We start from the raw sequence: 11363 nt of genomic DNA on the forward strand, positions 1-11363 counted from the left end.
CATCTCCTCGGCGCACTCCAGCAGCGGGGCCGAACCGCCCTCCCGCCCGTCGTGGGCGCGCAGTGCGGCCTCAAGACCGGCCCGGCCGATCCAGGCTCCGCTGCCGCAGTCGCCCAGCAGATGGCCCCAGCCGTCCGCGCGACGCCATCGCGTCAGGTCCGTGCCGATCGCGATGAGTCCGGTACCGGCGGCGATCACCGCTCCGGGCCTGGGGCCCAGGGCGCCTGTGTAGGCGGTGACGGCGTCGGCGGCGAGGGCGACGGTCCGGATCCCGCATTCCCGTTGCAGGGCGGGGGGAAGTCCGGCACGCAGATCGTCGCCGAGCGTGCTGAAGCCCGCCGCGCCGACGGCAGCCGTGTCCAGCGCGGTGACTCCGGCCTCGGCCGTCAACTCCTGGACCATGGGTAGGAGTTGCTGCATGAAGTGCCCGGCGTCGATCCCTCGCGCCCCGGTGCGGACCGGCTCCGCCGACTCCCGCAGGGCGAGCGGCCCTCGCACGACGGTGCCCACGACGGCCCGCAGGCCGGAGCCTCCCGAGTCGACGGCGAGGAACGCGGATTCCCCAGCGGCTGCCGGCCCGCCGAGTCGGCCCGCCTCATGCGAGAGCCCCGAGGCGGAGGTCGCAGCCGCCGGGGAAGCCGACGGGGCTTGCTTGACCACTGGACGCGACAAGCTCCCCTCCTTCCCGGCGACCGGCTGCGCGATCTGCTCGACCGGCTCGAAGATATCGGTGATCTCGGCGATCTCGACGAGGAGGAAGAGTAGCGCCGAGAGCGGCGTCCATGGGTGGGGCTTGTCTGCTTGTGCCGGGGCGCGGTGCGTACCAGTAGAGTGACGCGCCGTGGCACCACGACCCTTGTATGAACTCGTTGAAGCAGGCTGGGCGAAGGCTCTCGAACCTGTGGCCGGACGCATCGCTGCCATGGGGGACTTCCTCCGGGCCGAGATAGCGGCCGGCCGGACCTACCTTCCGGCCGGGGAGAACGTCCTGCGGGCTTTCCAGCAGCCCTTCGACGACGTTCGGGTCCTGATCGTCGGCCAGGATCCCTACCCCACGCCGGGGATGGCCATCGGATTGAGTTTCGCCGTCTCGCCCGAGGTGCGTTCCTTGCCGGGCAGTCTGGAGAACATCTTCCGGGAGATGCACTCCGACTTGGGGCTGCCCAGGCCGTCCAACGGCGATCTGACGCCGTGGACCGAGCAGGGGGTGCTGTTGCTCAACAGAGCGTTGACGACGGCCCCCCGCAAGCCCGCGGCGCACAGGGGCAAGGGGTGGGAGGAGGTCACGGATCAGGCCATCCGGGCGCTGGTTGCGCGGCGAAAACCGCTGGTGTCGATCCTGTGGGGGCGCGACGCCCGCAATCTCCGCCCGCTGCTCGGGGATCTCCCGGCGATCGAGTCGGCTCATCCCTCGCCGATGTCGGCGGACCGGGGTTTCTTCGGCTCGCGTCCGTTCAGCAGGGCCAACGATCTGCTGCAGCGGCAGGGTGCGCAGCCGGTGGACTGGCGACTGCCGTAGGCGCCCGGCAGTCTCTCCCGCCGTGGGGGTGGGGTCCCTGGCCCTTCGTGTCGACGACGTGTACTGCGACGCCGAGTCGTTGCGGGCCTTCATGCGCGCCATGTGGGACCTCAGCTTCGGCATGTCGCAGGAGCTCGCTGCCCTCGCGGGGATGGCCGGGACGAAGCGCCTCGTCGACGTCGGCGGCGCCACCGAGCCGTTCGCGGTGGCGGCGCTGCTCGCCGAACCCGCTCTGCACGCCACCGTCTTCGACATGCCGGCGGTCGGCCCCCTCGTTGGTGAGGACGCCGAGGCACGTCCGGTGGCCGACCGCCTCGGCTTCGTCGGCGGCGACTTCTCCGCGGACGAACTCCCCACGGTGACTGCCTCGCCTTCGGGTAAGGCCGAACCCCCGACATGCGGCGCATCCGCCTCATTCGAGGACCGCGGCCCGCACGCACAGTACATCCGGCAGATGCGACGCCAACTGCCGCCAGCTGTCGCCGTCGTCGGCCGAGGCGTACAACTCGCCGTTCCGGTTGCCGAAGTACACGCCCGCCGGGTCCGCGTCGTCCGTGCACAGGGCGTCGCGCAGCACCGTGCCGTAGTGGTCCTCCTGCGGCAGGCCGGCGGTGAGCGGCTCCCACGTGCTGCCCGCGTCCGCCGTGCGGAAGACCCGGCAGCGCCGGCCGGCGGGTACCCGGTCCGCGTCCGCGTTGATCGGGAACACGTACGCGGTGTCGCCGCGGTGGGGATGCGCGGCCGCAGCGAAACCGAACGTCGAGGGCAGGCCCTTGCCGATGTCGGTCCAGTGCGCACCCGCGTCGTCGCTGCGGTACACCCCCCAGTGGTTCTGCAGGTACAGCCGGTCCGGCGTCGACGCGCCCTGCGCGATCTTGTGCACGCACTGACCGAACTCCGGGTCGGGATCCGGCAGGAACACGGCGGAGACCCCGGAGTTGGACGGTGTCCAGCTGGCGCCGCCGTCCTTCGTACGGAACACCCCGGCCGTCGACACGGCGACCGTGACCGCCTGCGGATCGCGTCGGTCGGTGATCACGGTGTGCAGGCCCTCTCCGCCGCCGCCCGGCACCCACTGCGAACGCGTGGGGTGCTCCCACAGCGGACGGACGAGGTCGAAGTGCTCCCCGCGGTCCTCGGAGCGGTACAGCGCGGCCGGTTCCGTGCCCGCGTAGACCACATCCGGCTCCGCGGCCGCCGGGTGCAGCTGCCACACCCGCTCCAGCGAAGCGCCGGTTTCCTTCGGGAACCTGACGGCCGGCTGGGCCGGTTCGGTCCATGTCCGGCCCAGGTCGTCGGAGTGGAACACCGACGGCCCCCAGTGCGCGCTGTCGCCGCCGGCCAGTAGCCGCGGGGTGGCGCCGCGGGTGTCGATGGCGACCGAGTACACGGCCTGTGCGTTGAAGTAGGGACTCTCGTCGAACTCCCAGGCGCCACCGCGCCGACGCCCGATGAACAGGCCCTTGCGCGTACCCACGGCGAGCAGTACCTCGGTCATTGCCGATCACCTCCGCGACGTCCTTGTCTCAGATACCGGCCAGTCTGCACCCCGGCACTGACAGTCCCCCCCGGAATCGCTTCGTCGCAGGTCAGCGGGGTGTCGCCGGTCACCGCGCAGTCGCGCGCTGAGCATCGGCGAGCCGTTCGCCGTATGGGAGGGCGGTCGGTGATGTTCGTGCGCTCACGAGGAGGAAGCCTTCGATGGCGTTCCGTTGTCCGAAGGTGCGGCTGTGGCGCTGGCGGCGCAACCCGCTCAAGCGACGTGCCGACACGGTGGAGGCCTGGGTCCTGCTCGGCGCCGGGATGCTCACCGTCCTCGGCGGGGTGCTCGCCGGTCTGACGGTGGCCCGGTCCGTGGAACAGGAGCTCGCTCGTGAGCGTGCCGAGTGGCGAACCGTGACGGCGAGCCTGACCGAGGACGTCCCCGGAGCGTCCCGCGCGGCAGGCGGCGCGTCGAACGGTGAGCGGGTGTGGGCCGAGGTGCGCTGGACGGCGCCGGACGGTTCCTCGCGCACCGGCCAGGCCCGGGTCCGCCCCGGCAGCTCCGTCGGCACGCCGGTCACCGTGTGGACGGACCGCCGGGGCCGCCTGGTGACCGCGCCCGCCTCCGAGTCCCAGGCCCGGGTGCGGGCCTCGCTGATCGGCGGCCTCGCGGGGGTGAGCGCCGCCACGGTGCCGTTCGCCGGCGGACGCGTCCTGCTCGCCCGCCTGGAACGCCGCCGCCTGGACCAATGGGACCTCGACTGGGCGCGGTTCGATCCGCTGTGGGGGCGCAGGACGGGCTGACGGGGCGGCGACGCGCCCCACCGGCACGCTCAGTCCCCGCCGGGCAGCGCCCTGCTCAGGATCGCGTCGATGTCGGCTGCGTCGGGAAGCGTGCCGAACGCATGCCCCCAGTCGCCGCCGAGCCGTGTGGCGCAGAACGCGTCGGCGACCGCGGGCGGGGCGTACCGGACCAGCAGCGAGGCCTGCAGGGTGAGCGCCATCAGCTCCACGAGCCGCCGCGCACCGGCCGGCGAGGCCGTGGCCAGCCCCTGCTCCAGGCGGGACACGGCCGCGTCCAGCCGTGCGTCCGCGCCCTGCGCCAGGGCGAGCTCGTCGAACAGCGCCTGAGCGGTACCCGGCTCACGGCTCAACGCCCGCAGCACATCGAGGGCGTTGACGTTCCCCGAGCCCTCCCAGATCGACAGCAGGGGCGCCTCACGGTAGTGGCGGGGCATGCCCGAGTCCTCCACATAGCCGTTGCCGCCCAGGCACTCCAGGGCCTCCGCGGTGAAGGCCGGTCCCCGCTTGGTCACCCAGTACTTGCCGACGGCGGTCGCGATCCGGCGGAACGCCGCCTCCGTGCTCTGTTCGTCGTCTCCGCGCACCGCACGGTCGGCCGCGCCGGCCAGCCGTAGCGTGAGCGTCGTGGCGGCCTCGGACTCCAGCGCGAGGTCGGCGAGGACGTTGCGCATCAGCGGCTGGTCGACCAGTCGGGCCCCGAACGCGCTGCGGTGCCGCACATGGTGCCCCGCCTCGACGAGCGTCTTGCGCATCAGCGTCGCCGACATCATCACGCAGTCCAGCCGCGTGCAGTTGACCATCTCGATGATCGTCTTGACGCCCCGGCCCTCGGGCCCCACCAGCCAGGCCACGGTCCCGTCGAACTCGGGCTCGGAGGAGGCGTTCGAGCGGTTGCCCAGCTTGTCCTTCAGACGCTGGATGCGGAAGGTGTTGCGGCTGCCGTCGGGCAGGACGCGCGGCACGAAGAAGCAGGACAGGCCGCCCGGAGCCTGGGCCAGCACCAGGAAGACGTCGCACATGGGCGCCGAGGTGAACCACTTGTGCCCGCGTAGCGTGTACACGCCGGGCTCGGCGGTCGGCGTGGCCGTCGTCGTGTTCGTGCGGACGTCGGAGCCGCCCTGCTTCTCGGTCATCCCCATGCCCGCGAGCAGGCCCCGCTTCTCGGTCGGCACGCGCAGACCCGGGTCGTACTCCCGGCTGGTCAGCAGGGGTTCGTAGACCTTCGCGAGCTCGGGCTGCCGGCGCAGCACGGGGACGGCGGCATACGTCATCGACGTCGGACAGCCGTGCCCGGCCTCGGTGTGCCCCCACACCATCCCGCCCGCGGTCCGGGCGACATGGGCGCCGGGTCGCTCCTCCGCCCAGGGCGCCCCCGCCAGCCCCTCGGCGACGGCGACCCGCATCAGGTGGTGCCAGCTCGGGTGGAACTCGACCTCGTCGACGCGATGGCCGTACCGGTCGTGCGTGCGCAGCTCGGGCTCGTGCCGGTTGGCCTGCTCGCCCCACTCCTGCGCCTCGGCACTCCCGGCCCGCCGGCCGAGCCGCCGGATGTCCTCCTCGGCCCACGCGGCGCCCTCTCGGCGCAGCCCTTCGAGCAGGGCCGTGTCCTCGGACGCGTCGTAGGGGGTCAGGGGAGGTGGCTGGTTGGTGACGTCGTGCGTCGCGTGTCCCGGGTGCTGCTGCTCCTGCGCCAGTGTCGAGGCCATACGGCAAGTGTTGCACTCTGGCTACAGCCGCAGCAATCATGCAACATGAAAATCCGCCGCGTACAGTACGTGGCCATGCGGGCGAACGTGACAGCACAGCAGGCCGGCGGGATCGAGCTGCGCCCGCTGTCCGCGAGGTCGGTCGTCCTGAGCCTGCTGCTGGGCTCGCACCCGCCCGAGCTGCCGGTGCGGGACCTCGTGCGCGGCGTGCAGCCTTTCGGCGTCGGCGGGTCCACGGTGCGGGCCGCGCTCAGCCGGATGGTGACCGCCGGTGATCTGCGGCGCGCGGGCGGCGTCTACCGGCTCAGCGAACGTCTGCTGGAACGGCAACGCCGGCAGGACGAGGCCGTACATCCACGCACGCGCGCGTGGGACGGCGACTGGGAGATGGTCGTGATCACCGCGACCGGGCGCGGACCCGCGGAACGCGCCGACCTGCGCAGCCGGTTGACCGCCCTCCGGCTCGCCGAACTCCGCGAGGGCGTCTGGCTGCGGCCCGCCAACCTGCGCCGGTCCCTGCCGGACGACCTGGACCAGGTGGCCCATCGCTACACGGCCCGTCCGGACGACCGCCCACCGCGCGAACTGGCCGCGCACCTCTGGCCGCTCGATGCCTGGTCCGCCACCGCCCGGGCCCTGCTCGCCCATGCCGCCGGGGCGGACCGCCCGGCCGACCGCTTCACCGCCTTCGCGGCCGTGGTACGCCATCTGCTCGCCGACCCCGTCCTGCCCCCCGAACTCCTCCCCGCCGACTGGCCGGGCACCGAGTTGCGCACCGTGTACGCGGACTACCAGCGGGAGGTCACCGAGGTGGTACGCGCGCGTGGCCGCCGGGAATGACGCGGCGGCCGTACGAAGCGCCGTGCGTGGACGCTTCGGACGGCCGCCTTCACCGTGTGGGGACTACCTGGGGGTGAGGGCTACCTGTAGGTGATGTCCGAGCTGGAGTACAGGCAGTTCGTGCTGTCCGGGCCCGTGCCCACGGCGGTGTTGTTGTTGTACTTCTGGCAGGGGATGACCTTGCGGCCGGCGTCGTTGAGGATCGTGATGCCCCGCAGCGTCGCCACGTCGTTGCGGTTGACGTTGATGCCGACCAGGCGCGCGGTGGATCCGGTGCCGGTCACCTCGATGTTGCTGAGGTTGACCTTGCGGGTGTACTGCGTGGAGCAGTCGCCGCACGAGCGGTACAGCGTCTTGAACTCGCTGACCGCGAAGTTGGAGATGTTCACCGTGCCGGGCCCGTTGTGCTGGAAGACCTTGTCGGCGGCCTTCTTGGCGCCACCACCGATCACGTTGTAGGTGGAGCCGCCACGGAAGGTCGCGGCGTCCTCGCCGACGTCCTCCCACCACACGTTCTGCAGGGTGCAGTTGCCCTCGCAGTGGATGCCGTCGGCGCCGGGCGCGCCGATGATGACGTTCTTCAGCGTCGCGCCGGCCGCGAGCTTGAAGATCGGGTCCTGGCCCTCCTCCTGGCCGTCACCGGCCAGGTCTCCGGTGCCGTAGAACCGCATCATGCCGTAGTCCTTGGTGCCGGACACGGAGATGGTGGAGGACGTCCCCTGGCTGCCGTTGGGCGTCGGCCAGGTAGCGGCGCTCGCCGGGGACACGCCGAGTGTCGTGATCATGACAGACGAGAGACCGAGCGCGGCCAGCCCGCCGGTCAGTGCGCGCCGGCGGGCGCGGGGCTTTGCTGGTGAAGTCATGTCCCAATGCCTTCTTCCAGTTGGGGGGTGGTCAGATCTTTCCGGCGCCCGCGCCGGACGTCACCGAGGCGACGACGCCGGCCGCGGACTCCGCGGTGTAGCTGTAGGGCGGCGTGGTGAAGGTGCCGACCCGGGAGATCTCGGTCGCGGCCCCGCCGAGATCGTTGCCGCGCAGATTCGCGTAGCCGTCCACGTCACTGCTGCGGTTCGTGGTCACAGCGATCTTCGTGTCGCGGAAGACGTTGTTCTCCACGAGCATCTGGGCGCCCATGCGCGAGTGGCAGGCGGTGTCCGCGCCGGCCACGTAGTTGTTGTAGAAGTGCCCGGTGCCGAAGCGCAGGCTGGGGATGCGCGAGTAGACGTTGCTGAAGTGGTTGTGGTGGTACGTCACCTTCAGGTGCCCGGTGTCCTCGGACGCGTTGTTGTCGCTGTGGCCGACGAGTGAGCCCTTGAAGTGGTCCTTGAAGGTGTTCCAGGACACGGTGACGTTGTCCGAGCCGTGGTTGATGTCCAGCAGGCCGTCGTAGTGGTCCTTGTCGTGCTCGCGGTCCGCCGAGAAGGAGTTGTGGTCGAGCCACACCTTCGTCGACGCCTGGACGGTGATGCCGTCTGCGGGCGCGACCGGCTTGCTGATGTTCAGGTTGCGGACGACGACGTTGGAGACCTCCTTCAGCCGTAGTCCGCCACCGGTGAATCCCGACGACGAACCGACACCCAGGACGGTCGTGTTGGACCCGATGTCGACCTGACCGCTCAACGAGATCAGCCCGTTGACCCGGACGACCTTCGCCGCGTTGCCGGACACGGCCGACCTGAAGGCGTCGAGCGTCGAGACGGTCACCGCCGTGGCGCTGCCGCCGCCGGTCGTCCCGGCGCCGAACCCGACCGGTGAGCTCTCGGCCGCCCCGGCCGACTGCGGGAGGGTGACGACGGCCACCGTTGCGATGGCCGCCGCGGCCGCCACCAGGGCAGATCTTTGCGCGTGTGTACGTGGGGGGACTGTACGCATGCGGGTGCGTCCCTTCGGGAGGGCTTGTTCGGTCCTGTACGTGAATGACGTACGCCATATTGAACGCATCGCGCGGGCAGGGTGCCGATTCCGGCCCAAGGGGGCGTCGACCGGTCAGCCTGCTGAACGGAACGTAGAGGGCAAGCGCTTTCTAGTCAACGCTTTGCGCAGAACACATTCGGACACTTGGGAGCGCGCAGGAAGCGGCCGGAACCATGGTGGGGGAGCGTTTCTATGACGAGCCCGGCGCAGCCGCTGCGAGCCACACCGGTCCCGCGGGTTTCCCCTCCCGCGCGGATGACGTCGCGTTTCCCGGGAACACGGCGGGTGAAGAGAGCGGATCTCTCAGGGAGGCGTGGAGTGTCATGACAGCGCAGAAATCCTCGCCCGAGCCGGCGCAGCCGCTGCGCGCCACCGCTGCGACGCTGCGCGCCGTGCCGAGTGCCGCCGCCTCGACGCTGCGCAGGATGCCGGGTGCCGGGGTCGTGCGCAAGGTGCCCGACGCGGTGCGCCATGCGCCCGAGACGGTGCGCCATGCGCCCGGGGCCGATGCGGTGCGCAAGCTGCCCGACGCGGTGCGCAAGGTGCCCGGCGCCGACGCCGTGACCAAGGCGGCCGAAGGCGCACTGGACGCGGTCGGCACCGTGTCGCCGCGCGGTCGGCGCATCGCCGTGTACACCGGCGCCGGCCTGCTCGGCGCCGCGGGCCTCGTCGAGTGGCCCGTGGCCGTCACCGTCGCCGGCGTGGCCTGGCTCACCCAGCCCCGTCCGCAGCACGACGGCGCTGCGGAAGAGAAGGCCGAGAAGGCCGAGAAGGCCGAGAAGGCCGAGAAGACGACGAAGGGCACCAAGACGGCCGCCGCCCGCCGTACGACAAGCGGTGGCAGCCGTTCGACGTCGACGAGCACGCGGACGTCCGGCAGCCGGAGCGGGACGTCCGCGCGTGGGAAGTCGGCAGCCGCCGGCAGCCGTACGTCGTCCACGTCGTCCACCAGCCGGCGTACGACTACGGCGACCAAGGGACGCACGTCGTCGACCGGCAGCCGTGCGTCGTCGACTGCCAGTCGGCGCAAGGCGACCGCAGGCGGATAGCGAACGCGGGCCGGGAGCGCAGGCTCCCGGCCCACCCGGAACCACGAGCTGAGGGATGAGATGGCGCTTGGGCTGCTGACGGGCTCGGCTGCGGCCCTCTCCGGCGTTGTACTGGCCGGGCCCGGGCTGCTGGTGAACGGTGCCGCGCCCGCGGTGGGCGCGGCGGCGGGCGCCCTGGCCGGAACCGCACGGGCCGGGGTGCGCAGCGCGGACGCCCTGGTGCGGATGACGCGGGTCGCCCGTGCCGCAGTGCCGGGCGGCGATCGCCACTGGCGGTCGGGCCGGCGCGCACACCTCGCGCTGCGGCTCGCCGGACCGGAGACGGAACGGCGGGCGGCCGAGACGGCGCAGGCGGCGCGGCGGGTGGCCAGGGCGCTGGCGGAGCATCCGGACGTGGCGTACGCCTACTGGGACGGTGGGCTGGCCCGACTGGTGATCGTCGCGACCGAGGACGCGCTGAGTGACCGGGTGGTGGAGAAGGCGAACGACCTCGCAGCCCGGCACGGACTGGTACCGGCGGACGACGACGTGGAGGAGTTCGCGCATCCGGGCGACCTGGGCGAGGTGCGGACCACTGCCGCGGCGCTCGCGGCCGATGCGGTGGGAGTCGTCGCCGCCGTCACCGGGTCGGCACTCCGGTTGCCGGCCTCGCCCCGGTTCGTGACCGCGAGTGTGACGCTGCTGCGCGAGAATCCCCGCTTCCGCAGCTGGATGCGGTCCCGGTTCGGCCCCTCCCATATGGACCTGATGCTGGCGGTTGCCAACGCGGCCGCCCACGGCGCGGGGCAGACACCGATCTCGCTGGTGCTCGACGGGGCTCTGCGCTCCTTCCAGCTCACCGAGACACTGGCCCGCGCGGCCGCCTTCGACGCGGTGCACGACCAGGTGTGCGGGCCCGGGCGTCAGGACGTGGCCGCGCACCGGTTCCCGCGCCCGCCGCTGCGGACCACACCGGTGCACGAGTACGCGGTCCATGCCGAGGCCGGCGGCCTGGCGGGCGCCGCCGTCACCTTGCTGGTCAAGCACAGCGGCACCGAGGCGGCCGAAGCGGTGCTCGCCGGCTCCCCGAAGGCCGCCCGCTACGGGCCCGCCTCCTTCCACGCCGTGCTGGGCTGTGCGCTCGCCCGCACCGGGGTGCTGGTGCGCAACATGCAACGGCTGCGGCAACTGGAGACGGTCCGGACGGTCTTCCTGCACCCCAGTGCCCTGCACACGGCCGAGGGCGACGCCGACCCGTGGGCCGAGGCCGTGCTGGACGCGACCCGGCGCGCCGGGCTGAGGGTCGTGGTCGTGGACGATCCGGCGCTCGGCGAGTTCACCGCCCTCGCCGACCACATCGTCGCCGCCGACCGGCCGGCCGACGAGGTGGTGAACGGGGTGCGCGGGCGCGGCGGTGTCCTGACGGTGGCCCGCCCGAGGTCGGCCGCGGACACCGACGTCCTGGCCGGGCTGCTCGCCGGTGACGTGGCGGTCGCGCTCGCCGACGGGGACGCGGCCGTCGCGTGGGGTGCGGACCTCGTCGCCCCGGGCGGGCTGGCCGACGTGTGGCGGCTGCTCGCCGCGGTGCCGGCGGCCCGTAAGGTCGGCCGGCGTTCGCAGACCCTGGCCCGGTCGGGTGCCGCCCTGTCCGGGCTGCTGGTGGCTGTCGGGGAGTCCGGGAACGGCCATCGCACCCCGCTGATCGGCCTGCGCCACGCACCCGTGGACGCGGGCGCGGCCGTCGCCCTGCTGAGCGGGGCACGCGCCGCCGTCGGTGTGGCGGCCACCCGGGCCCCGCACCCGCGGCCGCGGGTGGCCTGGCACGCTCTGAAGGTGAGCGACGTCCGCAAGCGGCTGGACCACGGGCCGGAACGACGGCCGGCCCCCGTGCAGGAGGCGAGGAGCCGCGTCCGCAAGGCGGCCGATTCCGTCGCCCGCGTCCCCGCCCTGGCGCCGGCCCGGTGGTCGGTGCAGCTGGGCCGGGCCGTACGCGGCGAACTGGACGACCCGCTCACCCCGGTCCTGGCGGTCGGCTCGGCCGCGTCGGCGATCCTCGGCTCCGTCGTGGAC

At 72.6% G+C, this 11363-nt stretch carries 9 protein-coding genes and 2 pseudogenes; 6 read left to right on the forward strand and 5 right to left on the reverse strand.

Annotated elements, in window-relative coordinates:
- Positions 1-672: BadF/BadG/BcrA/BcrD ATPase family protein (locus ACTWQJ_RS35560; RefSeq protein WP_443310590.1), on the reverse strand; the 672-nt coding region annotated here is incomplete at its 3' end.
- 169 nt (positions 673-841) lie between these two features.
- Here ACTWQJ_RS35560 and ACTWQJ_RS35565 point away from each other — a divergent pair.
- Both ACTWQJ_RS35565 and ACTWQJ_RS35570 read left to right on the forward strand, forming a co-directional pair.
- Entirely contained in the window at positions 842-1519 is a 678-nt protein-coding gene (locus tag ACTWQJ_RS35565) for a uracil-DNA glycosylase (protein ID WP_443310591.1), read from the forward strand.
- A 58-nt stretch (positions 1520-1577) separates the two neighbouring features.
- Positions 1578-1865, forward strand: a pseudogene (locus ACTWQJ_RS35570) (methyltransferase); the annotation flags it as partial.
- 66 nt (positions 1866-1931) lie between these two features.
- Here ACTWQJ_RS35570 and ACTWQJ_RS35575 read toward each other — a convergent pair.
- Positions 1932-3017: a WD40/YVTN/BNR-like repeat-containing protein gene (locus ACTWQJ_RS35575; RefSeq protein WP_443310592.1), complete on the reverse strand. Its 1086-nt coding sequence runs from the start codon at positions 3015-3017 to the stop codon at positions 1932-1934.
- Between the two features lie 203 nt (positions 3018-3220).
- Here ACTWQJ_RS35575 and ACTWQJ_RS35580 point away from each other — a divergent pair, with 203 nt between their 5' ends.
- Entirely contained in the window at positions 3221-3805 is a 585-nt protein-coding gene (locus tag ACTWQJ_RS35580; protein ID WP_443310593.1) for an Rv1733c family protein, read from the forward strand.
- 29 nt (positions 3806-3834) lie between these two features.
- Here ACTWQJ_RS35580 and ACTWQJ_RS35585 read toward each other — a convergent pair whose 3' ends face one another.
- Positions 3835-5511: an acyl-CoA dehydrogenase family protein gene (locus tag ACTWQJ_RS35585; RefSeq protein WP_443310594.1), complete on the reverse strand. Its 1677-nt coding sequence runs from the start codon at positions 5509-5511 to the stop codon at positions 3835-3837.
- A 75-nt stretch (positions 5512-5586) separates the two neighbouring features.
- On the opposite strand from ACTWQJ_RS35585, the gene ACTWQJ_RS35590 reads away from it, so the two are divergent.
- Positions 5587-6351 carry a PaaX family transcriptional regulator C-terminal domain-containing protein gene (locus tag ACTWQJ_RS35590; protein WP_443310595.1) on the forward strand — a complete coding sequence of 255 codons (765 nt, stop codon included), beginning with the start codon at positions 5587-5589 and terminating at the stop codon, positions 6349-6351.
- Positions 6352-6431: 80 nt separating this feature from the next.
- Here ACTWQJ_RS35590 and ACTWQJ_RS35595 read toward each other — a convergent pair whose 3' ends face one another.
- Positions 6432-7214, reverse strand: coding sequence for a pectate lyase (locus ACTWQJ_RS35595; RefSeq protein ID WP_443310597.1), 783 nt, complete (start codon positions 7212-7214; stop codon positions 6432-6434).
- A 31-nt stretch (positions 7215-7245) separates the two neighbouring features.
- Positions 7246-8223, reverse strand: a complete 978-nt coding sequence (locus tag ACTWQJ_RS35600) for a pectate lyase family protein (RefSeq protein WP_443310598.1) — start codon at positions 8221-8223, stop codon at positions 7246-7248.
- A 365-nt stretch (positions 8224-8588) separates the two neighbouring features.
- On the opposite strand from ACTWQJ_RS35600, the gene ACTWQJ_RS35605 reads away from it, so the two are divergent.
- Together ACTWQJ_RS35605 and ACTWQJ_RS35610 are read left to right on the forward strand one after the other, a co-directional pair.
- Entirely contained in the window at positions 8589-9314 is a 726-nt protein-coding gene (locus tag ACTWQJ_RS35605; RefSeq protein WP_443310599.1) for a hypothetical protein, read from the forward strand.
- 60 nt (positions 9315-9374) lie between these two features.
- Positions 9375-11363 (forward strand): annotated as a pseudogene (locus ACTWQJ_RS35610) (cation-translocating P-type ATPase); the annotation flags it as partial.

Source organism: Streptomyces sp. KR55 (genome assembly GCF_052245645.1).
Classification (GTDB): Bacteria; Actinomycetota; Actinomycetes; order Streptomycetales; family Streptomycetaceae; genus Streptomyces; species Streptomyces flavusporus.

Excerpts from the sequence above, each read along its gene's own strand:
- ACTWQJ_RS35585 (WP_443310594.1), bottom strand. The coding sequence starts at position 5,511 with ATGGCCTCGACACTGGCGCAGGAGCAGCAGCACCCGGGACACGCGACG.
- ACTWQJ_RS35600 (WP_443310598.1), bottom strand. The coding sequence starts at position 8,223 with ATGCGTACAGTCCCCCCACGTACACACGCGCAAAGATCTGCCCTGGTG.
- ACTWQJ_RS35605 (WP_443310599.1), top strand. The coding sequence starts at position 8,589 with ATGACAGCGCAGAAATCCTCGCCCGAGCCGGCGCAGCCGCTGCGCGCC.
- ACTWQJ_RS35575 (WP_443310592.1), bottom strand. The coding sequence starts at position 3,017 with ATGACCGAGGTACTGCTCGCCGTGGGTACGCGCAAGGGCCTGTTCATC.
- ACTWQJ_RS35590 (WP_443310595.1), top strand. The coding sequence starts at position 5,587 with ATGCGGGCGAACGTGACAGCACAGCAGGCCGGCGGGATCGAGCTGCGC.
- ACTWQJ_RS35595 (WP_443310597.1), bottom strand. The coding sequence starts at position 7,214 with ATGACTTCACCAGCAAAGCCCCGCGCCCGCCGGCGCGCACTGACCGGC.
- ACTWQJ_RS35580 (WP_443310593.1), top strand. The coding sequence starts at position 3,221 with ATGGCGTTCCGTTGTCCGAAGGTGCGGCTGTGGCGCTGGCGGCGCAAC.